The sequence below is a fragment of the Yoonia ponticola genome, assembly GCF_014199395.1.
Taxonomy (GTDB): Bacteria; Pseudomonadota; Alphaproteobacteria; order Rhodobacterales; family Rhodobacteraceae; genus Yoonia; species Yoonia ponticola.
Genome location: NZ_JACIJM010000006.1, coordinates 20,188 through 44,998, shown reverse-complemented (window position 1 = coordinate 44,998; position 24,811 = coordinate 20,188). Strand labels below are relative to the sequence as shown.

28 protein-coding genes are annotated in these 24,811 nt (G+C 55.0%); 20 read left to right on the top strand and 8 right to left on the bottom strand.

Going from position 1 to position 24,811, the window contains the following annotated elements; all coding sequences use genetic code 11:
- The first annotated feature begins 10 nt into the window (after positions 1–10).
- The 8 genes from FHS72_RS11495 to FHS72_RS11460 all read left to right on the top strand — a co-directional run bounded on the left by FHS72_RS11495 (position 11) and on the right by FHS72_RS11460 (position 8,609).
- Entirely contained in the window at positions 11–727 is a 717-nt protein-coding gene (locus FHS72_RS11495) for a transporter substrate-binding domain-containing protein (protein WP_183529235.1), read from the top strand.
- Between the two features lie 93 nt (positions 728–820).
- Positions 821–1,705 carry an ABC transporter permease subunit gene (locus FHS72_RS11490; RefSeq protein ID WP_183529570.1) on the top strand — a complete coding sequence of 295 codons (885 nt, stop codon included), beginning with the start codon at positions 821–823 and terminating at the stop codon, positions 1,703–1,705.
- Complete coding sequence (locus tag FHS72_RS11485; RefSeq protein WP_183529233.1) at positions 1,702–2,508, top strand: ABC transporter permease; 807 nt, start codon at positions 1,702–1,704, stop codon at positions 2,506–2,508. Before FHS72_RS11490 ends, FHS72_RS11485 begins: the two co-directional genes overlap by 4 nt.
- 106 nt (positions 2,509–2,614) lie before the next feature.
- Entirely contained in the window at positions 2,615–3,946 is a 1,332-nt protein-coding gene (locus FHS72_RS11480; RefSeq protein WP_183529231.1) for a glutamine synthetase family protein, read from the top strand.
- Positions 3,947–4,021: 75 nt separating this feature from the next.
- Entirely contained in the window at positions 4,022–4,705 is a 684-nt protein-coding gene (locus FHS72_RS11475) for a type 1 glutamine amidotransferase (protein ID WP_183529229.1), read from the top strand.
- Positions 4,702–6,054: a glutamine synthetase family protein gene (locus tag FHS72_RS11470; protein ID WP_183529227.1), complete on the top strand. Its 1,353-nt coding sequence runs from the start codon at positions 4,702–4,704 to the stop codon at positions 6,052–6,054. Before FHS72_RS11475 ends, FHS72_RS11470 begins: the two co-directional genes overlap by 4 nt.
- Complete coding sequence (locus FHS72_RS11465; RefSeq protein ID WP_183529225.1) at positions 6,051–7,358, top strand: NAD(P)/FAD-dependent oxidoreductase; 1,308 nt, start codon at positions 6,051–6,053, stop codon at positions 7,356–7,358. The genes FHS72_RS11470 and FHS72_RS11465 overlap by 4 nt, the downstream gene beginning before the upstream one ends.
- A 72-nt stretch (positions 7,359–7,430) precedes the next feature.
- Positions 7,431–8,609 carry a DegT/DnrJ/EryC1/StrS family aminotransferase gene (locus FHS72_RS11460; protein ID WP_183529223.1) on the top strand — a complete coding sequence of 393 codons (1,179 nt, stop codon included), beginning with the start codon at positions 7,431–7,433 and terminating at the stop codon, positions 8,607–8,609.
- A 42-nt stretch (positions 8,610–8,651) separates the two neighbouring features.
- On the opposite strand, the gene FHS72_RS11455 is transcribed toward FHS72_RS11460, so the two are convergent.
- Positions 8,652–9,155 (bottom strand): type III secretion system chaperone family protein, encoded by a 504-nt coding sequence (locus FHS72_RS11455; RefSeq protein WP_183529221.1) that lies wholly within the window; start codon positions 9,153–9,155, stop codon positions 8,652–8,654.
- 196 nt (positions 9,156–9,351) lie between these two features.
- Positions 9,352–10,017: an HD domain-containing protein gene (locus tag FHS72_RS11450; RefSeq protein ID WP_221235408.1), complete on the bottom strand. Its 666-nt coding sequence runs from the start codon at positions 10,015–10,017 to the stop codon at positions 9,352–9,354.
- Positions 10,018–10,113: 96 nt separating this feature from the next.
- On the opposite strand from FHS72_RS11450, the gene FHS72_RS11445 reads away from it, so the two are divergent.
- On the top strand, positions 10,114–11,145 hold the full coding sequence (locus tag FHS72_RS11445; RefSeq protein WP_183529217.1) for a M42 family metallopeptidase: 1,032 nt from the start codon (positions 10,114–10,116) through the stop codon (positions 11,143–11,145).
- A gap of 95 nt (positions 11,146–11,240) precedes the next feature.
- On the opposite strand, the gene FHS72_RS11440 is transcribed toward FHS72_RS11445, so the two are convergent.
- Entirely contained in the window at positions 11,241–11,480 is a 240-nt protein-coding gene (locus FHS72_RS11440; RefSeq protein ID WP_183529215.1) for an accessory factor UbiK family protein, read from the bottom strand.
- A gap of 93 nt (positions 11,481–11,573) precedes the next feature.
- Between FHS72_RS11440 and lgt the strand changes: the two genes are divergently transcribed.
- The 5 genes from lgt to FHS72_RS11415 all read left to right on the top strand — a co-directional run bounded on the left by lgt (position 11,574) and on the right by FHS72_RS11415 (position 15,858).
- Positions 11,574–12,458, top strand: coding sequence for a prolipoprotein diacylglyceryl transferase (gene lgt, locus FHS72_RS11435; protein WP_183529213.1), 885 nt, complete (start codon positions 11,574–11,576; stop codon positions 12,456–12,458).
- The gene (locus FHS72_RS11430; protein ID WP_183529211.1) at positions 12,455–13,519 is read left to right on the top strand and encodes a class I SAM-dependent methyltransferase; all 1,065 of its coding nucleotides are present in this window, start codon (positions 12,455–12,457) and stop codon (positions 13,517–13,519) included. Before lgt ends, FHS72_RS11430 begins: the two co-directional genes overlap by 4 nt.
- The gene (gene pgeF / locus FHS72_RS11425) at positions 13,509–14,270 is read left to right on the top strand and encodes a peptidoglycan editing factor PgeF (protein ID WP_183529209.1); all 762 of its coding nucleotides are present in this window, start codon (positions 13,509–13,511) and stop codon (positions 14,268–14,270) included. Before FHS72_RS11430 ends, pgeF begins: the two co-directional genes overlap by 11 nt.
- Positions 14,271–14,548: 278 nt before the next feature.
- Entirely contained in the window at positions 14,549–14,734 is a 186-nt protein-coding gene (locus tag FHS72_RS11420; RefSeq protein WP_183529207.1) for a hypothetical protein, read from the top strand.
- Positions 14,735–15,060: 326 nt separating this feature from the next.
- Positions 15,061–15,858, top strand: coding sequence for a Hint domain-containing protein (locus FHS72_RS11415; RefSeq protein WP_183529205.1), 798 nt, complete (start codon positions 15,061–15,063; stop codon positions 15,856–15,858).
- Here the strand turns inward: FHS72_RS11415 and FHS72_RS11410 are convergent.
- Positions 15,855–16,355, bottom strand: coding sequence for an Lrp/AsnC family transcriptional regulator (locus FHS72_RS11410; protein WP_183529203.1), 501 nt, complete (start codon positions 16,353–16,355; stop codon positions 15,855–15,857). The two genes, FHS72_RS11415 and FHS72_RS11410, sit on opposite strands and share 4 nt — an antisense overlap.
- Before the next feature lie 199 nt (positions 16,356–16,554).
- Here FHS72_RS11410 and trxB point away from each other — a divergent pair, with 199 nt between their 5' ends.
- Positions 16,555–17,502 carry a thioredoxin-disulfide reductase gene (gene trxB, locus FHS72_RS11405; RefSeq protein ID WP_183529201.1) on the top strand — a complete coding sequence of 316 codons (948 nt, stop codon included), beginning with the start codon at positions 16,555–16,557 and terminating at the stop codon, positions 17,500–17,502.
- Between the two features lie 257 nt (positions 17,503–17,759).
- Positions 17,760–19,835 (top strand): bifunctional sulfate adenylyltransferase/adenylylsulfate kinase, encoded by a 2,076-nt coding sequence (locus tag FHS72_RS11400; protein WP_183529199.1) that lies wholly within the window; start codon positions 17,760–17,762, stop codon positions 19,833–19,835.
- Between the two features lie 75 nt (positions 19,836–19,910).
- On the opposite strand, the gene FHS72_RS11395 is transcribed toward FHS72_RS11400, so the two are convergent.
- Positions 19,911–20,135, bottom strand: a complete 225-nt coding sequence (locus FHS72_RS11395) for a DUF1150 family protein (protein WP_183529197.1) — start codon at positions 20,133–20,135, stop codon at positions 19,911–19,913.
- A 4-nt stretch (positions 20,136–20,139) separates the two neighbouring features.
- Positions 20,140–20,553: an Hsp20 family protein gene (locus tag FHS72_RS11390; protein WP_183529195.1), complete on the bottom strand. Its 414-nt coding sequence runs from the start codon at positions 20,551–20,553 to the stop codon at positions 20,140–20,142.
- 195 nt (positions 20,554–20,748) lie between these two features.
- On the opposite strand from FHS72_RS11390, the gene FHS72_RS11385 reads away from it, so the two are divergent.
- The 3 genes from FHS72_RS11385 to FHS72_RS11375 are packed head-to-tail and all read left to right on the top strand — an operon-like array spanning position 20,749 to position 22,579.
- The gene (locus FHS72_RS11385; protein WP_183529193.1) at positions 20,749–20,967 is read left to right on the top strand and encodes a YdcH family protein; all 219 of its coding nucleotides are present in this window, start codon (positions 20,749–20,751) and stop codon (positions 20,965–20,967) included.
- A gap of 60 nt (positions 20,968–21,027) precedes the next feature.
- A complete protein-coding gene (gene purE / locus FHS72_RS11380; protein WP_183529191.1) occupies positions 21,028–21,516 on the top strand; it encodes a 5-(carboxyamino)imidazole ribonucleotide mutase in 489 nt (162 codons plus the stop codon).
- The gene (locus FHS72_RS11375; RefSeq protein WP_183529189.1) at positions 21,509–22,579 is read left to right on the top strand and encodes a 5-(carboxyamino)imidazole ribonucleotide synthase; all 1,071 of its coding nucleotides are present in this window, start codon (positions 21,509–21,511) and stop codon (positions 22,577–22,579) included. Before purE ends, FHS72_RS11375 begins: the two co-directional genes overlap by 8 nt.
- 61 nt (positions 22,580–22,640) lie before the next feature.
- Here the strand turns inward: FHS72_RS11375 and FHS72_RS11370 are convergent, their stop codons facing one another.
- Positions 22,641–23,396, bottom strand: coding sequence for an esterase/lipase family protein (locus FHS72_RS11370; protein WP_183529568.1), 756 nt, complete (start codon positions 23,394–23,396; stop codon positions 22,641–22,643).
- Between the two features lie 88 nt (positions 23,397–23,484).
- Between FHS72_RS11370 and FHS72_RS11365 the strand changes: the two genes are divergently transcribed.
- Positions 23,485–23,931 (top strand): NUDIX domain-containing protein, encoded by a 447-nt coding sequence (locus tag FHS72_RS11365; RefSeq protein ID WP_183529187.1) that lies wholly within the window; start codon positions 23,485–23,487, stop codon positions 23,929–23,931.
- On the opposite strand, the gene FHS72_RS11360 is transcribed toward FHS72_RS11365, so the two are convergent.
- Positions 23,928–24,764, bottom strand: coding sequence for a DMT family transporter (locus FHS72_RS11360; protein ID WP_183529185.1), 837 nt, complete (start codon positions 24,762–24,764; stop codon positions 23,928–23,930). The two genes, FHS72_RS11365 and FHS72_RS11360, sit on opposite strands and share 4 nt — an antisense overlap.
- Positions 24,765–24,811 lie beyond the last annotated feature (47 nt).

The window sequence follows — 24,811 nt, the reverse complement described above, 5'->3', positions numbered from 1 at the left end:
GAGAAATCTGATGAAAAATCTGATCCTGACAACAGCGATTGCATCGCTCGTCTCGACAATGGCAATGGCCCAAGACGTCACGCGTCTCGGCACCGAAGGCGCCTACCCTCCGTGGAACTTCATCAATGACGCAGGCGAAGTAGACGGCTTTGAACGCGAAGTTGGCGACGAGCTGTGCGCACGCGCCGAACTGACCTGCGAATGGGTCACAAACGAGTGGGACAGCATTATCCCGAACCTCGTTTCCGGCAACTACGACGTCATCATCGCAGGCATGTCGATCACGGAAGAACGCGAAGAAGTCATCGATTTCTCCGAAAACTATTCCCAGCCTGATCCGTCATCTTTCCTTGGCGCATCCGCTGACATCGACCTCGCATCCGCTGTGATTGCCGCACAAACTGGCACAATCCAAGCAGCACATGTCGCTGAAATGGGTGCCACATTGTTGGAATTCGCAACACCAGAAGAAACTGTCGCAGCCGTCAAAAATGGCGAAGCTGACGCGGTTCTGGCCGACGCATCCTTCTTGCAGCCAGTCGCAGATTCCGAAGCTGACCTCAGCATCATCGGTGAAGTGCTTCTGGGTGGCGGCGTGGCCGCTGGTGTCCGCAAAAGCGATACAGACCTGCGCGACACGCTGACTGCAGCCGTGCAATCCATGAAAGCGGACGGTTCGCTGAACGCTTTGATCGAAAAGTGGGAAATCGGCGCCACTTTCGAATAAGCTAATTCTTGCGCCTCGGTCCCGCATCGGGGCGCAACGCCAGTCTTCATTTCGCCAAAACAACTCATTCCAACCGCACGTCTGGGCTACCCCATTTTTGACTATTGCACCGATCCCGCCTCGCTAGAGGGCCTCACATGGTTGTCCTGCTACCTGACCACAGGCAAGCACATGAACATGTATTGGGCGTTTGGAACCGTGTTAACCTTGCTCGCCATTACGGCCCCTATCGCGCTGGCATTCGGCTTTGGTGGTGCGACTGCGGCGCGTAGCAATCTGGCCCCGCTGCGCTGGATCGGCAAAGCCTACATGGCGATTGTGCGCGGCATCCCCGACATCGTGTTTTTCTTGTTCTTTGTCATCGCCTTAGATCAGGCGATTGAATACGTCCGGCACAAGATCAAATGCCCCGACTGGGACCAACCGATCCGCCAAGGCAGCGATTTTGTCGTCTGTCAGGCCGCCAAACTACCGCTTGGCAATGACCCGCAATGGATGCACGAAGTATACGGGTTTTCCCTCGCCGTGTTAACCTTTGCCATCGTTTTTGGCGCGTTCGCGGCGAACGTTTTATTCGGTGCGATGCGCGCCGTACCTCATGCCCAGATCGAAACTGCCGAAGCTTACGGGATGACACACCGTCAATCCTTCTGGCGCATCGTTGTGCCGCAGATGTGGGTTTACGCCCTGCCCGGCCTGTCGAACTTGTGGATGGTCCTGATCAAAGCGACCCCGCTTTTGTTCCTGCTTGGCGTCGAAGATATCGTCTATTGGGCCCGCGAAATGGGTGGCTCGAAAACACCGAACTTTACCGATTACCCGCACGCAGATTGGCGCATGTGGTACTTTGGCGCGTTGCTGGTTTTCTATCTGTGCTTCACCAAAGTATCCGAAGTCGTCCTAGACCGGATCATGGTTAAATTGACGCGCGGCCAAGCCACCGCCGCTGGTGAAGCCCAACGCAAGGCCGCCGTATGACCTGTTATGAAACCATCGCCACCTACGCGTTCCGGTCAATTGGTTACGGCGAACGCCTGTTACCACGCAGCGATTTTACGCTTTGTCAGCAATTCACGCTGATCGGCTCTGGCATGATCTGGAACATCTATTTCGGCGTTTTGGCGCTGCTGATCGGGTTCTGCATCGCGACGCTGGTGGCCATGGGCAAGGCAAATCCTAGCCCCTACGCCCGCAAGCCTGCCGAATGGTTCATCTTTGTTTTCCGTGGTTCACCGCTGTTTATTCAATTCTTTTTCGCCTACTTTTTGTTCCTGTCGCTCAAAGGCGTTTACCCTATTTTCAGCCCTCTCACCTCGGCCACATTCGGCGCGTTGGTGGTCCTTGTGCTGAATACTTCGGCCTATACCGCCGAGATTTTCTACGGTGCGTTACAGTCGATCCCTAAAGGCGACACCGAAGCCGCCGACGCCTATGGCATGACAGGTTGGCCGCGTTTTAAGCGTGTGATTTGGCCGACGATGCTGCGCCTCGCGTGGCCCGCCTACACCAATGAGGCGATCTTTCTTTTCCACGCCACGACGCTTGTGTTCTTCGCGGGTTTCCCAGCGTTTCAACAGCGCGGCGACGCCCTGTATTACGCCAGCTATTTTGCTGACAAGACATTCAACCCGTTCATTCCCTATCCGATTTTGGCGGGGTATTTCATTTTGATGACGCTCTGTGTGATTGGAATTTTCGGCCTGATTAACGCCCGTTTGAATCGCCATTTACCATCTGCGAACCGCAAGCGGTTGCGCATTCGACCACAGATTATTCGCTAAACTTACGACCAAAATATCGGCCGCTGTTTCCCACTGGCTTAGACATCCGAAGTCCAGTAAAACAAGGTCATAACCACCCAATTTGGGCCAAGGACCAGAACACAAAATGAGTTGGCTTCACGATCACCCCGAAGTTAGAAACGTCCGCTGCGGTGCCGCAGATCTAAACGGTCAAGCCCGCGGCAAGCGCGTCCCGCGCCGCTTTGCCGAAAAGTTGGAAACCGAAGGCACGCGCTTTCCGCTATCCGTGATGAACCTCGATATTTGGGGCGAAGATATCGACGATAGCCCAATGGTGTTCGAGACCGGCGATCCTGATGGATTGCTGCTGCCAACAGAGCGCGGCTATGTGCCGATTCCTTGGTTGTCCGCCCCTTCTGCGCTGATCCCTGTCTGGATGCATTCTGAAGATGGCACACCCTATGCGGGTGATCCGCGTCATGCCTTGGCCAATGTCGTCGCCCGCTACAAGGCGCTAGGATTGACCCCAGTTGCCGCGACCGAGATGGAATTTTACCTGATCGACGACAGTGGTCGCGAGATCAGGCAACCACGTTCGCCGCAATCTGGGAAACGTCGTCCCGGTGCGGAAATCCTTAGCTTGCGGGCTTTGGATGCTTTTGACGCATTCTTTAACGATCTTTATGACGCTTGCGAATTGATGGATATCCCCGCCGAGGCCGCGATTTCCGAAGCGGGCACTGGCCAATTCGAGGTTAACCTCGAACATGTCCCAGACGCGCTCAAGGCCGCTGACGATGCATGGCTGTTCAAGATGCTAGTCCGTGGATTAGCGCGGAACCACGGCATGGCCGCCAGTTTTATGGCGAAACCTTACGAAGATTACGCAGGCAACGGGCTACATACGCATTTCTCGATCATCGATGATGCGGGCAATAACATGATGGCCAACGACACGTTTGAAGGCACAGAACTGCTGCACAACGCCATCGCTGGTTGTTTGAAGGGTATCCCCGATTTGGCGCTGATTTTCGCGCCTCACGGCAATTCCTACGAACGTCTTGTGCCAAATTCGCATGCGCCGACTGGCATTTGCTGGGCCTACGAAAACCGCACCGCGTCGATCCGCGTGCCCGGTGGTAGCCTGAAAGCACGGCGCGTTGAACACCGTGTCGCGGGTGGCGATGTTAACCCTTATTTGTTCCTCGCCGCCGTTCTTGGCTCTGCCCTGATCGGGATCGAAGACAAGCTGAAACCGGGACCGCCAATCACCGGGAACGCCTATGACCAAGACCTGCCGCAGGTCCCCGGTACATGGGCCGAGGCGATCGAAGCCTTCGACAAAAGCGCGATTGCACGCCGGATTTTTGATCCGATGTTGGTTGATAATTTCGTGCTGACCAAACGGCAAGAAATGCTAAACTTTAACGAATTGACCCCTGAAGAGCAGCTCGATCTTTACCTCGATACCGTTTGACCTGAATGGGTGCGGCCTCTTGCCGTGCCCATTTTCGCCGACTACGATATGCGCAACACAACCCACAGGCACACCATGAAAATCGGCATCCTACAGGCGGGACATTCCCCTAAGGAAATCTTAGGGGAGGCAGGCAATTACGCAGATTTATTCGTCACCCTGCTGCAAGGGCAAGACTTTGAATTTGCTAAATATAGTGTCGTCGACATGCAGTTCCCAAGCGGGCCTGACGCGGCGGACGGTTGGTTAATCACCGGCTCGAAACACGGCGCTTACGAGGACCATGCGTTCATCGCGCCGCTCGAAGATTTGGTCCGCGATATCTACGCCGCGGACCTACCGTTGGTCGGGATTTGCTTTGGCCATCAGATCATCGCGCAAGCCTTGGGCGGTAAGGTTGAAAAGTTCAAAAACGGCTGGGCCGTGGGCCGTCAAACCTATGACTGGCAAGGCGAAACCGTGCACTTGAACGCCTGGCACCAAGATCAAGTGGTGACGTTACCCGAAGGTGCGACCGTCGTAGGCCGCAATGATTTTTGCGAAAATGCTGCGCTGATCTACGGTAAAAAAGCATTCACCGTGCAAGCACATCCAGAATTTGACGGCGCATTTATTACAGGCCTCGCGACGCATCGCGGCCCCGGCAATGTGCCTGACACATTGCTGGACGCGGCGCGTGCGTCGGTCAACGCACCGGTTCATTCTGACGTGCTGGCGCGCCAAATCGGCACATTTTTTAAAGAAAGGTCCATCGCATGAGCTGGATTGACGCGCTTCCTGACGCCGCAAAAACCTATCTTGAACAGAACCGACTGGACGAGGTCGAATGTGTCATTGGTGACCTGCCCGGCATCGCACGCGGCAAGGCTGTGCCGGCGGCAAAATGGGAAAAGCAAGAATATTTTCACCTGCCCGAATCGATATTTTTCCAAACGATTACAGGTGATTGGGGCGAGGCTGCTGGCCCTACAGGTTTTACAGAGCCAGACATGTTCCTGCGCCCAGATTTGAGTACAGCGACAGCTGCGCCGTGGACAACAGATGGCACGTTGCAGGTCATTCACGACGCGTATCGCACCAACGGCGAACCCATTGGTTTCTCGCCGCGCAACGTTTTGAAACACGTCCTTGCTAAATACAAAGAACAAGGTTGGACGCCTGTTGTCGCACCCGAGATGGAGTTCTTTTTGGTCGCGCGGAACACTGATCCCGCGATGAAAATTGAGCCTATGATGGGACGGACGGGTCGTCCCGTCGCTGGGCGGCAAGCCTATTCGATGACCGCCGTCGACGACTTTGGTCCGGTGATCGACGACATTTACGAATACGCTGAAATTCAAGGTTTCGAGATCGACGGCATTACCCAAGAGGGCGGTGCTGGTCAGCTAGAAATTAACCTTTTGCACGGCGATCCGGTGAAGCTGGCCGACGAGGTTTTCTTCTTTAAACGGCTGATAAAGGAAGCCGCACTAAAGCACGATTGTTTCGCCACATTCATGGCCAAACCGATCGAAGGTGAACCGGGCAGTGCCATGCATATTCATCATTCGGTGTTAGACGAAAATGGTAAAAACATCTTTACCGCCGACGACGGCAGCGAGACGCCCGAATTCATGCATTTTATCGGTGGTCTTCAACAGAACCTGCCGAATGTCATCGCCGTGATGGCCCCCTACGTGAATAGTTATCGGCGTTATGTCCGGGATCATGCCGCGCCAATTAACCTTGAATGGGGACGCGATAACCGCACGACCGGCATTCGTGTACCACTGTCGGACCCTGCTGCGCGACGCGTTGAAAACCGTCTGGCAGGTATGGATTGCAACCCTTACTTGTGCATCGCAGCATCGTTGGCTTGCGGGTATTTAGGGATGATGAACGCCACCAAGCCGGGCGAGATTTACGCGGGCGACGCATATGATGGCGAAGATGACATTCCTCAAGGGCTGTATGCCGCGTTGGACCTGTTCGACGAAGCAACTGACATTCACGACATCATGGGGCATGACTTTTCTCGTGTGTATTCCATTGTTAAGCGCACGGAATATAACGAATTTCTGCAGGTTATCAGCCCTTGGGAACGCGAGCATTTGTTGCTGAACGTATGACAAGCCCACTGACGCGCAACGACCGTCAGGGGGAATTTCCGGCGTCTTGGTATGCCGCGACGGTTGATCCGCCGCCATTGCGACCTAATTTGCGTGGCGAGCAATCGGCTGATGTTTGCATCATTGGCGCGGGATATACTGGGCTGACTGCTGCGCGGGTGTTGGCCGCCAAAGGTCTATCTGTGATTGTGCTAGAAGCGCATCGCGCGGGCTTTGGTGCGTCGGGGCGGAACGGCGGCCAAGTCGCATCGGGTTATAACGCGCCGCAACGGCTGTTAACCAAGAAGTTGGGTGCCGGTGTTGCCCGCGACCTTTGGAATTTGACGCAAGAGGCGAAAACGGATGTCGCCGATAATTGCGCCGCATTTTCGCCTGACGCACAGTATAAATCGGGCATTGCGCACGGCTGTTATTCGGCAAAAGAACGCGCTGCACATCATGACGACGCGCGCTTTTTGCAGGACACTTACGGCTACGATCAGATCAAAACCTACGGTCGCGATGACTTTGCCGATGTGGTCGCGTCGCCCCTGTATGACGGCGGCACGATTGACTGGGGCGGTGCGCATATTCACCCGCTGCGCTATGCGCTGAGGCTGGCCAAAGCGGCGGAAAATGCGGGCGCTGTGATCTATGAAAACAGCGCCGTGCACCACATCGACAAGGGTGCAAAAGTAACGCTGCGCACCAGCAAAGGACAGATCAAAGCGGACCATCTGATCATAGCGACAAACGGATATATCGCGGGGTTAGAACGCAAGGTCGCCGCGACGATCATGCCAATTAATAGTTTTATCTGTGCAACCGCCCCTTTGAATGAAGATCAAAATAACATACTCAAAAAAGATATAGCTGTCGAAGATAGCAAATATTTCGTCAATTACTACCGTATGTCCGAGGATAACCGTCTGCTGTTTGGCGGTCGTGCGAGTGCAAGCATTGCGTTTCCAGATGATATTGGCGCGATGCTGCGCCCGCGATTTACTGCTCTGTTTCCGACACTGGAAAACGTCAAAATCGACTATGCGTGGGGCGGTACGTTGGGGGTGACGATGACCGGCTTGCCGGCGGTGCAACGCATCGACAAAAACACCCTGTCAGCGGGCGGATTTACGGGGCATGGCGTGGCACTGTCGGGGCTTTGCGGCAAGGTCATGGCAGAGGCGATCGCGGGCCAAGCCGCGCGTTTCGACACGTTATCCGCCCTGCCCGCCCCCGCATTTCCTGGCGGTCCAGCATTGGGTCGGCCATTACTGCAGTTGTTTCTGACTTGGAACATTTTGCGCGAAAAATTCGGATTGTAGATCACAGTCATAGAAATGACATGGCTGACATGTTAGCAATTTCCGAAATATACATTCGGAAAAGGTGAAATCATGACAGTCCTGCCAAATCTGACCCAAGCTGAACCGATCCCCGCCGCCGCGATGGCCGAGGTCACGCGCATTCTCGAGACGGGCGATTTATTTCGCTATACTTCCGAGCAATCTCCGGTGGCATTATTGGAAGCAGAGTTCGCGGCAAAGTTGGGCAGCACCTACGCGTTGGCGGTGTCGTCATGTTCGGCGGCGCTGTTTTTGTCGCTCAAGGCGCTTGGCCTGCCGCGTGACGCGCGTGTTTTGATCCCCGCGTTTACCTTTGCCGCCGTGCCATCGTCTGTTGTCCATGCGGATTGCGTGCCTGTGTTGTGCGAATGTGGCGATAACTACCGAATAAATATAGATGATTTCGCAGCCAAACTACCCAGCGTTGATGCTGTGATCATCAGCCATATGCGCGGTCATACGTCTGATATGGACGCGATTATGGCGCTGTGTGATGCCGCTGGCACGCCTGTGATCGAGGACGCGGCGCATAGTCTGGGGACAACGTGGCATGGACGGAATATCGGGACGATTGGCAAGATCGGCTGTTTCAGTTTTCAATCCTATAAGATGTTGAACGCCGGTGAAGGCGGAATCATGGTTACTGATGACGCCGAATTGGTCGCGAAAGCGATTATTATGTCGGGCGCGTATGAACATAATTGGCGCAAGCACCCTGTTTTGCACACGCCGTTTGAAACCTGGCAGAACCAGTTGCCGTTGTATAATTTACGCCTGAATACGTTGTCCGCTGCTTTGATCCGCCCGCAATTAGCTGCGCTGGATCAACGGGTTAGGGATGGACGACGTAATCACGATCATGTGGCGGGCTTGCTGAATGGCCATCCGCATTTGCAAGTGCCTGCTCCATTGGACGCAGAAGTCCGCGCGCCGGATTCCATCCAGTTTAATATGGTTAACATGACCGAAGCGCAGGTGGAGGCGTTTCAGGCGAGCACGAAGGTTGCGGGTCTGAATGTTCAGATTTTTGGCCGCTCAGCGGATAATGCACGGGCGTTTTGGAACTGGAATTTCTTAGGTGAAACACCTGATTTGCCGATGACCCGCGCGATGCTGATGATCGCTTGCGATGTGCGTTTGCCTGCGCGGTTAACCTTAATGGAATGCGACGCGGTGGCAGAGGTGTTGATTGCTGCCGTGACCCATGCCACGGCCAAAGCGGCGGCGTAAGGCCGCGATTTTTCGTGAAAAATCGAACTGCGGCGCGGGTGTTCAGGCCCGCCCGTAGGTTTCCGCGATCGCGATTTGCACGGCGTCTTTGGGGCTACGTTCGGCCCATGTCACCAATTGGATCGCTGGGTAAAACCGTTCGCAACTGGCGATGGCCGCACCGATCATGGTGTCTACCTGTTCCGCTGACGGCGCCTGATCGCCAGCCAAAACAAGGCCGTAGCGGTAAACCATCATCTGTTCATCGCCCCACCAAGAGAACGATCCGGCCCAGCACATATCGTTAATCGTGTTTAACGCTTCGTAAAGCGCAGGCACCCGCTTGGCTGGCGGCTCCATCTCGTAGGTGCAGATCAGACGCAGCGTTTCGTCTTCTGCGTTCCACGCCACGGTGATCGCGTAGGTCCGCCACTGCGCGTCGACCGACATTGCAATCTGGTCGTCGTGGATGCGGTCAAACTGCCAATCATGGTGTTCGGCGACATATTCGACCAAATCAATCGGATGCAGATCATCCGTTTCAAGGTAGTGCTCTGAAAGTGCCATGTGTCGCGCCTCGCCTGTCTGGCAGCGGGACGTGGCAGCGACCCAACCGCTATGTGACTGCTCTAGGATCAGTATTATTGTTATCTGACCCTACGACATATGGTGCTTTACAAGTCCTTACCTGTAAAGTCGTTTCTTGGGGATAAGTAGAAATGCGCCGCAGAAAACTGTGGAGAACTCTGTATTTTTCAAAAGGTTAACGCGCCGCGACACCGATCTCGTCAAAGAAACCGTCCCGAAACGCCAAAAGCGCCTGATGTCGCGTTTGCGCCATATCTCTTCCCGCTTGGGTCTGGAAACCCTCTGCGAGCGTCAGTAGTTTGGTCTCGAAATGGTCGATTGCAAAGCTTTTGTCGTCCAACGCACGATGCTGCGCCTGCGGATCAGCCGGATCGTACAGGCCCGAGCCCATGCGCCCCGCCACATAAAAACACCGCGCCACACCAACCAACCCAATCGCATCGAGCCTGTCCGCATCTTGCAAGATTTGCGCTTCAAGCGTTGTTGGCGTCACATTCGCGGAAAAGCTATGTGCTGTGATCGCATGAGCAACGGCGGCGATGTCATCAGCCGTCCAGCCCAGCGTGGTTAAAACGCCTTGAGCCTTGTCCGCCGCCAATCGCGATCCTTGTGATCTGTCGTCCGCATCTTTTTCAAGGGAAATGCAATCGTGCAAGATGACGGCAGCACAGAGAACGCGCCCATTGCCGCCCTCAACCGCATGAATTTTCTGCGCATTTGCCCAGACCCGCGCGATATGTGCCATGTCATGCGACCCGTCATCTGCCTTGTCACAGGCATGCGGCAACAGGTCTTGCGCCATGTCGGCATAGGGGGCGAAAATATCAGCTTGGGTCATCATACACACTTTCGTTTTGTCAAAGTGTTTACCGATAAGCGGCTTGCCTTTGCCACCCCCGCCCATCACATTTATCGCAACATTGATACGGAGCCTCTGATGAACCTCGACCTGCTGAAAACCCTATGTGAAACCCCCGGCGTGCCTGGCAATGAGCACCGTGTGCGTGATCTGATCACAGCCGAAATTGATGGGCTGTTTGACGAGGTGAAAACTGACGCGATGGGGTCGCTGCTGTGCAAACGCAGCGGGGCTGGCGAAAATCCGACCAAGATTATGCTGCTCTGTCACATGGACGAAATCGGCTTTCTTGTCAGTCACATCAGCAAAGACGGCTATCTGTATTTGAACCCCGTCGGGGGCTTTGATCCGCGCAATTTGTTCTCGCGCCGTGTGCGTGTGTGCACCGATGATGGCGATTACCTTGGCGTGATGAACCCCGGTGGCAAGCCTGTGCATATTGCCTCGCCTGAGGATCGTAAGAAAGTGCCGGAATTGGGTGACTTCTTTGTGGATCTGGGCATGGGCAAAAAGGCGCATGATGTGATCAAGGTCGGCGATTTTGTCGTCATGGAAGAGCCGTTCATCGAGATCGGCGACAAGATCGTGTCAAAGGCGCTGGATAACCGCATTGCCTGCTGGCTGGGGATCGAGGCGATGCGTGCGCTTGGTGACAAGGGGCGCGGTGCCGAGCTGCATGTTGTGTTCACTTGTCAGGAAGAAGTCGGATTGCGCGGCGGGAAAACCGCAGCCTTTGCAGTGCAGCCTGACATCGGCATTGGCGTGGATACGACGCTGGCCTGTGACACGCCGGGCATTCCTGAAAAGGACGCGACCACGACGCAGGGCCAAGGGTTTGGGCTGCACGTGCGCGACAGTTCGTTCATCGCGGATCGCGGTCTGGTCAAGGACATCGAGGCGCTGGCGATCGCCAAGGGCATTCCGTTCCAACGCACGATGCTTGCGGCTGGTGGCCAAGACGGTGCCGCCGCACAGCAAGCCGCCGCCGGTGCGCGGGCTGTCGGGATTGTTGTGGGCACACGTTATATCCACACGGTGACCGAGATGATCGAAAAGGGCGATCTACAGGCCGCGCTGGATATTCTCGTCGCGTATTTGTCGGAGTTTTAATGGCTCATTCCGGAGGCGAATTTTCTAGAAAATTCGGGAGGGGGCCAGCCCCCTCGCCCCCGGGATATAGAAAAAGTCAAAGAAGCAGGGAGACCCTACTTCGCCTCAAGTGCCGCGATGCGTGCTGCGAGGGCTTCGTTTTCTTCGCGGGCTTTTTGCGCCATGGCGCGCACTGCGTCGAATTCTTCGCGGGTCACAAAGTCGCGATCAGCGAGCCAGCGGTCCATCATGGAACTGACCGCATTTCCCGCCTCGTCTTTGGCCCCTTGTGCCACGCCCATGGCGTTTGTCATCAATTGGGACAGGTCATCGAGGATTTTGTTCTTGGATTGCATGGCTCAGGCTCCGCTATTTGTTACCCTTTATATGGGGGGCCGATCAATGTTGCGCAAGGTTGACTTTGTCGCGGTCCGATAGGACATAAACGCATGAATAATCCGATCCCATTCCCCCCGATTTCGCCCGAGATTTTTTCGGTCACTCTTTTTGGTTTTGAGCTGGCCCTGCGCTGGTATGCGATGGGCTATATCGTCGGCATTGCCATTGGCTGGCAGGTCGTTGCGGCCGCCCTGCGCCGCCCGCATTTGTGGCGCGGTGGCGTGGCCCCGATGGCCCACAAGCAGCTCGAAGATTTGCTGACCTATGTTGTTGTGGGTGTCATTGGCGGCGGTCGATTGGGCTATGTGCTGTTTTACAATCCGGCCCGTTTTCTCGCGAACCCGATTGAGATACCGATGATTTGGACGGGCGGCATGTCGTTTCATGGCGGCTTTATCGGCGTGATTATTGGCGTCTGGCTGTTCAGCTATCGCAATAATATTCCTTATTCGTCGCTGGCGGACATCATTGCTGTGGCTGCCACCCCTGCGATTTTGCTGGTGCGTATTGCAAATTTCATCAACGCAGAACTCTGGGGCCGTCCGACTGATTTGCCGTGGGCTGTCGCCTTTCCGGGTGAGGCTGCGCAAAGCTGTGCGACTACGACGGAATTATGCGGGCGTCATCCGTCGCAACTGTATGAAGCGGGTCTAGAGGGCCTTGTTCTTGGTGCGATCCTGATGACGCTTGTGTTTGGCTATGGTGCGCTAAAGCGGCCTTGGATGATCACTGGGCTGTTCTTTGCCGGATATGGCATTGCGCGGTTTATCATTGAATTTGTCCGCCAGCCGGATGCCCAGTTTGTGACGGCTGGCAATCCGCTGGGCCTTGCGTTTCATATTGATGGATGGGGTGTGACGATGGGTCAGACCCTATCGTTGCCGATGATTATCATCGGGTTAACCGTCGTTGTTATTGCCGCTCGTCGCACATGACCGCCCTTGGTGATCTTCTCAAGTCGCGGATTGCCAAGACTGGTCCAATCGCCCTGTCCGACTATATGGCCGAGTGCTTATTGCATCCGCAGCATGGGTATTACGCGACCCGCGACCCGTTCGGCACGACTGGTGATTTCATCACCGCGCCTGAGATTTCTCAGATGTTTGGCGAGTTGTTGGGTCTGTGTTTGGCCCAAGCGTGGATCGATCAAGGGCAGCCTGCCGCCTTTAAGTTAGCCGAGATTGGGCCCGGTCGCGGGACACTGATGGCTGATCTGTTGCGCGCGACCAAAGCTGTGCCGGGGTTTCATGCCGCGATGCAGGTGCATTTTATCGAGGCGTCGCCGCTTTTGCGTGCCAAACAAGCCGAAGCGGTGCCGGACGCCACGTGGCACGACGAGGTCAGCAGCCTGCCCGACGCGCCCTTGTATATAGTGGCGAACGAATTTTTCGACGCGCTGCCAATCCGCCAGTTCACACGCGATGCGGCTGGGTGGCGCGAACATATGATCGGGTTGCAGGACGATAAGCTGACGCTTGGACTGTCGGCCCCTGCCCCGATCGACGCGTTAGAGCATCGTTTGGACGACACAAAATCGGGTGATATTGTCGAAGTCTGTCCGGCATTGTCTGGTATCACTGCCCAAATCGGCCAGCGGATTGGTGAACATGGCGGTGCGGCGCTCATTATTGATTACGGCGACTGGCGTAGTCTTGGCGATACGTTTCAGGCGCTGACGGGGCATGCGGTGGCTGATCCGCTTGCCGCCCCCGGACTGGCCGATTTGACCGCGCATGTTGATTTCGAAGCGATTTCCACTGCCGCCGCCCCCGCAGCCTTTACCCGCCTGACCACCCAAGGGATGTTTCTGGAACGGCTCGGGATTGCCAATCGCGCCCAAATGCTTGCTCAAAAACTCAGCGGTGACGCGTTGGATCAGCACATTGCCGCGCACCGACGCTTGACCCACCCCGCAGAAATGGGTGAACTATTCAAAGTTATCGGGCTGCATCCAAAAGACAGCCCGCCACTGCCGGGGTTTATTCATGACGCTTGAGATCATCACCGACGACCTGCTGGACGGGGTCCCACACGGGTTTTTCACCCGCAAAGGTGGCGCGTCGGCGGGGGTCTATGCGGGGTTGAACTGCGGCTTTGGCAGCTCTGACCAGCACGAGATCGTCGCCCATAATCGGACGCGCGTGGCGACCGCGATGGGGGTCGCACCGGACCACTTGATGGGCGTGCATCAGATCCATTCAGCAGACGTCGTGACCGTGACCGAAGCAACGCCAGACAAACCCAAAGCAGATGCGTTGGTGACAAATGTTCCGGGCCTCGCGTTGTCGATCCTGACGGCAGACTGCCAGCCAGTGCTGTTCGCTGATCCCGTGGCCAAGGTTGTGGGCGCCGCACACGCGGGCTGGACTGGTGCGTTGAATGGCGTGCTAGAGGCGACGATCAGCGCGATGGAAGCGATTGGTGCGGACCGCGCGAACATCAACGCGGTGATCGGGCCGTCGATCAGCCAAGCGGCCTACGAGGTCGGACCAGAGTTTTTCGACACGTTCCTCGCCGAAGACCCGCTGTACGCCCGTTTCTTTGCCCAAGGTGCGGGCGATAAGATGCAATTCGACCTGCCCGCTTTTGGTTTGATGCGTCTGCGGGGGCATGGGATCGGTGCAGCTGCGTGGACGCGGCACTGCACATATGCAGATGAAGCCCGATTCTATAGCTATCGCCGGACCTGTCACCGCAAAGAAGCCGATTATGGTCGTCTGATTGCGGCAATCAGCTGCCCGACTTAGGCAACATTGGGGCGATATCGCGCCCGGTTCATGCCGCATTTTGCGAAACAATCCGTTGAATTTACCGCCGATTGTCCGCTGATTGGAAATTTCACCCTTATATTTAAGATACTTCACGTCTTGGGACTTAATTAACCAAGTCCCGTTAGTCTGATCTCATTGGATGCAAAAGTTTTTGAAAAACCGTCAAATTCTTGCCTGCATCCTAGGACAAACTGTTCTCAGAAGAGCAACAATCAAACGTTGCACGAAACACAGGTCGAACCGGAGATATGACAATGGCAAAAGCACGCTGGATCGCAGAAACAAAAACCGCAGCAAACGACTGTGAAACAAATATGCCGTGGGCACGCGGATTGCGCCGTCAAGCAATGATCGCACGTCGCCTCGAAACTGACACACGTCAGAACAAGATTACCCTGCCGCCGATGCCGGCATTCCTGTCCATGGACATTTCGGCCTAACGGCCCGCATTCCCTCTCCCTCCCCCCGACTTCCCAAGGGTCGGTCTGTCAACCGCGTAGTCCCAAGCTGCGCGGTTGATTCGTGTTTTGGACACGATTCCCCATCCAATGGCGTCTTAAGTTTGGTCAAATATGGCAAACTTGTGCACACTTCAGCGACAATCCTGCATTGCAGTTAATGATTAACGGCTGGTTCATCACCAAATAAGAAAAATTTTGACAGTGGTCGCCATAATTTGCCACATTCAGGACAACGAAATTACAACTCTCCTCAGATGTTGTCGGTGGGGCCGACAGATGTGTGAAGAACCTGAAAGGGTGAACACATGCGTAAGACCCACCAAGCCGTCGCAGGCCTCGCGGCGGATACTTATACCTCTCTGGCCCATTCGGGTCAGATCGCTAGTCAAGATGGGCGACTGCCCCGTGTGAAGCCTCTCATGCGGAAATATGAAGTCGCCCATCTGACACCTTCTTATGACATTGAAGAATTCACGCGGCTCGCTCCGGCGACGTCTGTGTTCGAAGATTGCTTTGCGGCGATCGGGCGCGGCGCGATTGTGCAGACTGAAAAAGGCCCATCTGCGGTCGAAGACCTATATCCGGGTGATCGGGTCAAGACATCAAGCAACGGATTCCAAACGCTAAAATGGCGTGGCAGCATGACAATTGTGCCCGGTGCGCGTAACAAACGGCCCGAGATGGGCACGATGACGCGGCTCACGTCCGACGCGCTAGGCTATGGGCGTCCCGGACTTGATCTGGTGCTCGGCCCGTCAGCCCGCATCCTGCACAAAGCCCCAGGCGTCAAAACCTTGACCGGAAGCGATTCCGCCTTTGTCCCTGCCCGCGACTATATCGACGGGTCGAGCATCATCGAGCTGCGCCCGATTGCACCTGTGCATTGCTATCAACTTGGGTTCGACAATCACGAGCAGATCAACGTGAACGGTATCGAGATCGAGACGTTGCACCCCGGCCTGCCGCATATCGTACAAATGCGGTCAGACATGCAGTTGTTGTTTATGTCACTGTTTCCGCACAAAAATAATCTAGCAGATTTCGAAGACCTGCTACGTCCGCGCCTCAATCTGCGTGATCTTGATTTGTTTGCGGTGGCTTAAGCTTCTTGCGCCAACCGTGCTTCTAACACGTCAAACGGCACGCCCGGTTCGTCTTTTGCGCCGCGAATGACCAACGAGGTTTTGACCGACGCCACGTTGGGCGCGCTGGTCAATTCTTCGGTCAGAAAACGCTGGAACGAGCGTAAATCTGGTGCGACGCATTTCAGGACAAAATCGACTTCGCCATTCAGCATGTGGCATTCGCGGACCAGCGGCCAGCTTTGGCATTTGTCTTCGAACGCGGACAGGTCAACTTCGGCTTGGCTGACCAGTCCGACCATCGCGAACACTTGGACTTCAAAGCCCAACTCGCGCGGATCGACGTCTGCGTGATAACCACGAATAAAGCCTGATTCTTCTAGGGTGCGCACGCGGCGCAGGCATGGCGGCGCGGAAATACCGACGCGTTTCGCCAGTTCCACATTGGTCATGCGACCGTCCGCCTGAAGTTCAGCCAGAATCATCCGATCGATATCGTCTAGTTTTTGACCCGGCATTCCAAACCCCTTTGAAGTATTTCTGATTCCTACGTCAGACGGCGGAATTGCGCAACATTGTTTCACCGCCTTAAAATAAAATGTCGTGCTCTATCAGGCAACGACACGATCCATCCGCTATAAAGTTGTGCAGTCGCGGCCTTTTATCGCGCCGCCCGCACGCCTATATCGTATCAACGAATCCTTGAAAGGTTGCCCCATGTCCGAGACCCGCCACACCAAAGTTCTGATCATCGGCTCCGGCCCGTCCGGCTACACTGCGGGCGTTTACGCCGCGCGCGCCATGCTCGAACCCATCCTCGTGCAGGGGATCGAACCCGGTGGCCAGTTAACCACGACGACTGAGGTCGAAAACTGGCCGGGCGACACCCAAGTCCAAGGCCCGGACCTGATGGTCCGCATGGAAGCGCATGCTCGCGAAATGGGCTGTGAAATTGTTGGCGACATCATCACGTCGCTTGATTTGTCGAAACGACCGTTCACCGCAACTGCTGACAGCGGCGCGGTTTTTACCGCTGACGCCGTGATTTTGTGTACCGGTGCGCGGGCAAAATGGCTCGGCCTTCCGTCTGAAGAAAAGTTCAAAGGTTTCGGCGTTTCCGCCTGTGCGACCTGCGACGGTTTCTTCTATCGCGGTCAAGAGATTGTGGTTGTTGGCGGCGGCAATACTGCCGTTGAAGAGGCGCTGTTCTTAACCAATTTTGCGTCCAAAGTGACGCTGATCCATCGCCGTGACGAACTACGTGCTGAGAAAATCTTGATCAACCGATTGATGAAGAACCCGAAGATCGAGACGCTTTGGTTCCATGAAATTGACGAAGTCACCGGCACCGAGAGCCCGCTAGGCGTTGAAGCTGTGCGCGTGCGGCATACGAAAACTGGCGAAATCACCGAAATACCAGCCAAAGGCGTGTTCATTGCGATCGGTCACGCGCCTGCGTCCGAATTGGTAAAAGACCAGTTGGAACTGCACAGCGGCGGCTATGTGGCTGTCGAAGCAGGATCAACGCGCACTGCTATTCCAGGTGTGTTTGCGGCGGGCGATCTGACGGATCACATCTACCGTCAGGCCGTGACATCCGCAGGAATGGGTTGCATGGCGGCGCTGGATGCGGAAAAATTCATTGCTGAGATGGACGACGCTTAAACCTACCGCGATCTGACCACCTTAAGTGATGGGTCTTACCAAATCATGAACATGCAGCGGGCCAACGTTGGTCTGGCCCCTGCCCCGCCCTTAGGGCGACGATTTCAGCTAAATCCTCAAAACCGCCACATTGTCGTTGCACATGAACAACACCTTAACCTTTCGCAAGGATAAGTGATCTGTTGAGATGTTTGTTCTATCGTGAACATACTTTTTGTGACATACGTTCATTCGTGAACAAATATTGAGTCGTTAGTATGCCGTTGCCGCCACACATCCGAACTGATGAAGACGAGGATCACCTCTTTCGTCTTTTGCGTCAGCTTGATGTCGCGCCCGAGGCATCACAACGCGCACTTGCCTCAGCATTAGATATATCGCTGGGACGGCTCAATGCGCAACTGCGCGCCGCGACCGACGCGGGTTTCATCAAAATCACCGAACGCGACAACACCGACAAACGCAAGCGCGTTGCCTACGCGATCACCACCCGTGGCGCGTCCGAAAAGAACCGCCTCACCGACACGTTTTTGAAACGAAAATTCGCTGAATACGACAAAATCCACGCCGAACTGACAGGCACCACATCCGGATTTAATCCTCTGAAAAATAGGACAAACTTTATGGCCGATACTCTCGCACCGATCCCCGAGCTTTATGTCTCTTACGATTCAGCGCAAAAGCTGAAAATGGAAGCTGCTGACCTCACGTCGCACGACCTGACAGCGCGTCAAATTTGCGACCTCGAACTGCTGATGAACGGCGGCTTTAACCCTTTGAAAGGGTTTATGTCCGAAGCTGATTATGACGGTGTTGTCGACAACATGCGTCTCGAATCCGGTGCATTGTGGCCGATGCCAATCACGCTCGACGTGTCCGAAAAAGAGGCCGATACGATTGAGGTCGGCCAAGACATCGCGCTGCGCGACCAAGAGGGCGTGATCCTCGCGACCATGACCGTCACCGACAAATGGACGCCGAACAAAGCCCTAGAGGCCGAAAAAGTGTTTGGTGCCGACGATAGTGCGCACCCTTCGGTGAATTACCTGCATAATCAGGCGGGTAACGTTTACCTTGGCGGTCCGGTCACTGGGATCCAGCAGCCAGTTCACTATGATTTCCGCGCTCGTCGCGATACGCCTAACGAATTGCGCGCCTATTTCCGCAAGATGGGTTGGCGTAAAGTGGTTGCGTTCCAAACACGTAACCCGCTGCACCGCGCCCACCAAGAACTGACGTTCCGCGCCGCAAAAGAAGCCCAAGCAAACCTGTTGATTCACCCTGTTGTTGGCCTGACAAAGCCGGGCGATATCGACCACTTTACACGCGTGCGTTGCTACGAAGCGGTTTTGGATCAATACCCTGCGTCTACAACCGCTATGTCGCTGCTGAACCTTGCGATGCGTATGGCTGGTCCACGCGAGGCGGTTTGGCACGGTCTGATCCGCAAGAACCACGGCTGCACCCACTTTATCGTTGGTCGCGACCACGCGGGCCCCGGCAAAAATTCTGCCGGTGACGATTTCTACGGTCCATACGACGCCCAAGACCTGTTCCGCGAGCATCAGGAAGAAATGGGCATCGAAATGGTCGACTTTAAGCACATGGTTTATGTGCAAGACCGCGCCCAATACGAACCTGCGGATGAGATTGCCGACAAGGATAACGTCACAGTCCTTAATATTTCCGGTACAGAATTGCGCCGTCGTTTGGCCGAAGGCCTCGAAATTCCGGAATGGTTCTCGTTCCCATCTGTCGTTGAAGAATTGCGCAAATCACGTCCTCCACGGGCGCAGCAAGGCTTTACCGTGTTCTTCACTGGCTTCTCTGGCTCAGGAAAATCCACTATTGCCAATGCCTTGATGGTCAAACTGATGGAAATGGGCGGGCGTCCGGTCACATTGCTTGACGGTGATATCGTGCGGAAGAACCTGTCGTCTGAATTGGGTTTCTCGAAAGAGCATCGCGATCTGAACATCCGTCGCATCGGCTATGTTGCGTCCGAGATCACTAAAAACGGTGGTATCGCGATCTGTGCGCCAATTGCGCCATATGCAACAACCCGTCGGGCTGTTCGCGAAGATATCGAACAATTCGGTGCCTTCATTGAGGTCCACGTCGCAACCTCTATCGAGGAATGTGAACGTCGGGATCGCAAAGGTCTGTACAAGCTCGCTCGTGAAGGCAAAATCAAAGAATTCACAGGGATTTCAGACCCCTACGACGTTCCAACTGATCCAGAGCTTTCCTTGGAAACCGAAAGCGTCGAAGTCGATAACTGTGCGCATCAGGTAATCCTGAAGTTGGAATCAATGGGCCTGATCAAAGGATAATGCGCCTTTGACGACCCAAAAAAGCCCCGGCGTCTGAAGACGTCGGGGCTTTTTCTTTGTCCAATTAGCTAAATATTAGTGCAAAGTCACAGGCACCAAATCATTTGCTTGGGCCAGATGAATCGCGATTTGACGGTTGGCGGCGACAGCTAGTTGCGCGCCATCTGCATCGTGAATCGCAAAAACAGGGCCTTGGTTATGGTCATCCAGATCAATACCGTCGGGCACGTCATCCGCCGCAACCTCTTTGAGGTAAACGATGTGTTTGTCGCGTTTTGCGAACATATACTTGTCGTTCATGGCGTTATCCCTTCCGAATTGAAATATTTTTGACGATCTGCTCAGGCGCGGAGCGTGTTAAATCGACGTGCAGCAAGCCATTTTCCATCACGGCCTCACCTACATCAACGCCGTCCGCGAGAACAAAGTTCCGCTGGAACTGCCGCGCGGCGATCCCACGATGCAAAAAGATGCGGTTTTCTTGATCTTCGGACTGCCGTCCACGGATCACCAGTGCATTATCTTCGACCGTAATCGCCAAATCATCGTCACCGAATCCGGCAACGGCCAGTGTTATCCGGTAGGAACAATCCGACGTTTGTTCAATGTTATAAGGGGGATAGCCTTCATTTCCGCTTTTCGCGGTGCGTTCGACCAGCCGTTCAAGCTGCTCAAATCCCAACAGGAACGGGTGCGTTCCCAAAGTTAATTTTGTCATACGACACGTCCTTACGTTTCAAGCGACCGTCTGTTGCGGGTCCCGATAACGGCAACCCATTGTATAAAATATGGTATCTCGGGGCGGCGCTTGCAAGTCCGTTGATAATAAAGGAAATGCTAGGTGTTTCGGTCATCACGCCTTATAAAAACCTGTGGGCGCTGCACCACTCGGCCGCGCGACAAAGGAAAACGCATGAATAGCTCTGCTAAGATGGACGAAGCCGATGTTCTGCGCGTGAAACTCGCAGTTCTCAAGCAAGAACACCGCGATCTCGACGACGCCATCCATGCGCTTCACGAACGTGGTGCGCCAGACATGTTAACGCTTCAGCGTCTCAAACGACAAAAATTGTCGCTAAAAGATGCGATTGCCGAACTTGATGACCGTTTGATCCCCGATATCATCGCATAAGCGCATTGCACGCGTGGCGAGCGCGGCTATATTGCCGCTTCCACAGGCAGCGAGACGCACATGACTGAAATTTCCGTCGGCATTATTATGGGTAGCCAATCTGATTGGCCCACGATGAAAGAGGCGGCGGATATTCTCGACGCGCTTGGCATTCCCTATGAAAAGAAAATCGTATCTGCGCACCGCACGCCTGATCGGCTGTGGGATTATGGTAAAGGCGCGGTAGATCGTGGTTTACAGGTGATTATCGCAGGTGCCGGTGGTGCTGCGCATTTGCCCGGCATGATGGCGTCAAAAACGCGCGTGCCCGTGATCGGCGTGCCTGTGCAAACCAAAGCGTTATCTGGCGTTGATAGCCTATATTCGATTCTGCAAATGCCACGCGGCTTTCCCGTTGCGACCATGGCGATTGGTGCCGCAGGTGCGTGTAACGCGGGGCTGATGGCGGCAGGCATTCTTGCGCTGCAAGACCCTGAATTAGCTGAAAAACTTAATAAATGGCGCAGCGATTTAAGCGCCTCGATCGCGGATGAACCAACTGATGTCTAATCCTCTGCCCGTCGGCGCGACCATCGGAATTCTTGGCGGCGGACAATTGGGCCGTATGTTAAGCATCGCGGCATCCCGTTTGGGCCTGAAAACCCACATCTTCGAACCGGGCGCAAACCCACCCGCGATGGACGTCGCGCATACGGTGACGACGGCGGGCTACGACGACCAAGACGCCCTTACTGCGTTCGCCAACGCCGTTGATGTGATCACCTACGAGTTTGAAAACATTCCAACATCTGCGCTGGACCTTCTTGAAACGCTCAAGCCGCTGCACCCTGGCAGACAAGCTTTGGCGACCAGCCAAGACCGTCTGGTTGAAAAGACATTTCTGCGAGATCTCGGGCTGCAAACTGCGCCTTTTGCGAATGTTGAAAATGCTGACGACCTTGCTGAAGCGATCAAAACCATCGGCACGCCTGCGATCCTAAAGACCCGCACCATGGGTTACGATGGCAAAGGTCAGGCTCGGATTATGACGCCAGATCAAGCAGATAGTGCGCTGGCCGATATGGCTGGTGCCGCTGCGATCCTTGAAGGATTTGTCGACTTCAAGATCGAGATTTCGATCATCGCCGCCCGAAATCCAGACGGCGCTGTGGCCTGTTACGATCCCGGCGAAAATGTCCACGTTGATGGCATTCTCAGCACGACAACTGTGCCTGCGACATTGACGCCCAGTCAGCGCACAGACGCGGTTCTGCTGGCTGCGCGAATATTGAATGCGCTCGACTATGTTGGCGTGATGGGCGTCGAATTATTCGTGACGCCACAAGGACTTATCGTGAATGAGATTGCGCCTCGTGTGCATAATTCAGGACATTGGACGCAAAATGGCTGCGTGATTGACCAGTTTGAACAGCATATTCGGGCGGTTGCAGGCTGGCCTTTGGGTGATGGGTCGCGGCATAGCAACGTTGTGATGGAAAACTTGATTGGTGACGATATGGACCGCGTGCCAGAGGCCGCCAAAACCAATGCGGCGATCCATCTTTATGGTAAAGCTGACGTAAAAGCGGGCCGTAAGATGGGACATATTAACCGAATTACGGGTAATGCGTAGTCTTCAAGGCTAGGCGTCAAATTTTCCAGAAAATTTGTACGATTTTTCGTGAAAAATCGCGCTATTCGAGCCCGAACACTACTTCGCCAAAGCTAAGCTCGCGATCAAAACGTCCAGTGCTTAGGAAAGCTTGCACCTGAGCAATCACCAGCGGATTGTTCATCATAAACGTGTGCGTCACCGGCAGAACAATATGGTCGTCCATCTCTTCCAAACGGGTACTTTCGACTGAAACCTTGCCATCGTCCGGGCCGTCAATCAGCGCGGAATAGACTGGGTTCAGCGATTGATCGCCCGCAATAATTCCGATCTCATAGCGAACAGTGTCCAGTTGGTTCGGTACAGATGTCGCCTCGGTCCCCAACTGAAGTCCAGCAGGGCCATGGATCCATTCAAACGGCGCAAAATCTCCGAAAACATCAACCAATTCAGAGCCTTGGTTCGGCGGCGCGAGCATGACAACGCGCCCCATATTTTCGGGTCTATTCTCGGTTAACCACGCGCGAGCCAAGATGCCGCCCATCGAATGCGTCACAAAATTCACCCGACGGCTACCGCAGGCAGCAACATCGTCACGCACTTGATTGTGAACCAAGTCCTCGATCGGGTCTTCAGTGGAAGGATACCCGCGATTGATAACTTGGTATCCCGCAGATTCGAGCACAGCCGCCATCGGCGCCAGCGACACCTCGCTGCGTGCCAAACCATGTAACAGGACAACGCATTCCTGCGCCGAACGTGGGGCCGCGTGTACGAGCCCTTGGGCAATCGGTGCGCAACCGATCAAAACTATCGCGGAAAACAATGCTACTCTCATTCGCATGATTTAGCATTCACTTTGCGCTTTGGTAGTCCAAATCGATAACGCCCTTGCGTCATAAGCGACAAAACGCCAAATCTAACGTATGTCAAAGCCACCTCGTCTTGCTGTTCGTGCCGTGCTTATGCACGAGAATCGTCTACTTTTAGTTAATGCGTGGCGAGGTCGCGATGATCTTTGGTGCGCGCCCGGCGGCGGCGTTGATGCACACGCGAGCTTGCCGGATAATCTTCACCGTGAACTCATGGAAGAAACCGGCCTGCGCGTCCACATCGGTGACGTCTGTTTGGTCAATGAGTTCAATGATGTGGACCGCGACTATCATCAGGTTGATGTGTATTTCCACTGCACGCTTGCCAGCGGGACGTTAACCGACAACTGGCAAGATCCAGAAGGTATCGTGGACAATCGCAAATGGGTGACACGCGCTGAAATGGCGGCGATGCAGGTCAAGCCCGATAGCCTTGCCGCCGTTGCATGGCAGGATGCGGATGCACCTAATTACGATCCCTTAGAACCGATAATTCGTTAACGCGACGGTTTTAACGAAATCGCGATGCCGCCCAGCACTAATATACCCGCGATCAGCAGACGTTGCGTCACGGGTTCTGCCAGCAAAAACACCCCTGCCGCCACTGCGATCACTGGCACGGATAGTTGCGCTACGGCCGCCGTGACCGTCGCCAATTGCGGTAGGCAACGATACCAGAGCGCGTAACCTAAACCGGACGTTAATGCCCCCGCCGTGACGGCAACGAGAACGCCTGACATGGTTAACGACCCCATATCCACGATGGCCAATAATCCGACAACCAACGGAAAACACAGTACAAAGTTGCCAGCGGATGCGGCCAATGCGTCCGGTTCACCGCGTCCAAGCAACGTATAGGCTGCCCATGCGACGCCTGCCAATGCCATCACCATGGCCCCTGCGAATGGGACAGCAGCACCGCCGCCGGGCCAGAGCAACACCACAAGTCCAATCATCGCGACGCCAGCGCCCAGCCAGCGGATTGGTGCAATGCGCTGCCCTTCGATGACGGCCCAGCCGAACATTACGACTTGTAGGACGCCGAATAAGATTAACGCGCCAAGCCCCGCGCCTAGTGTCAGATACGACCACGAAAATCCGATCATGTAGATCGCCAATGCGACCGCCCCTGCCCCGCGTTTGCGGTTCCACAGCGCCATGCCGCCTGTCCCGCGCAGCACCACTAGAATGGTTAACGTCACCGCCCCTGCTAAGGTGCGGATCACGGCGAAACCCATCGGGTCCATGCCGTAGGTCGCGACGCCCACGCGGTTCAGGATTGAATTTGCTGCAAAGGCGACCATCGTTAGGGTCACGAGGATAAATAACTTCATGCCGCTTATCTGTCGAAATCGTGACAAGAGAACAAGCGCAAGACGCC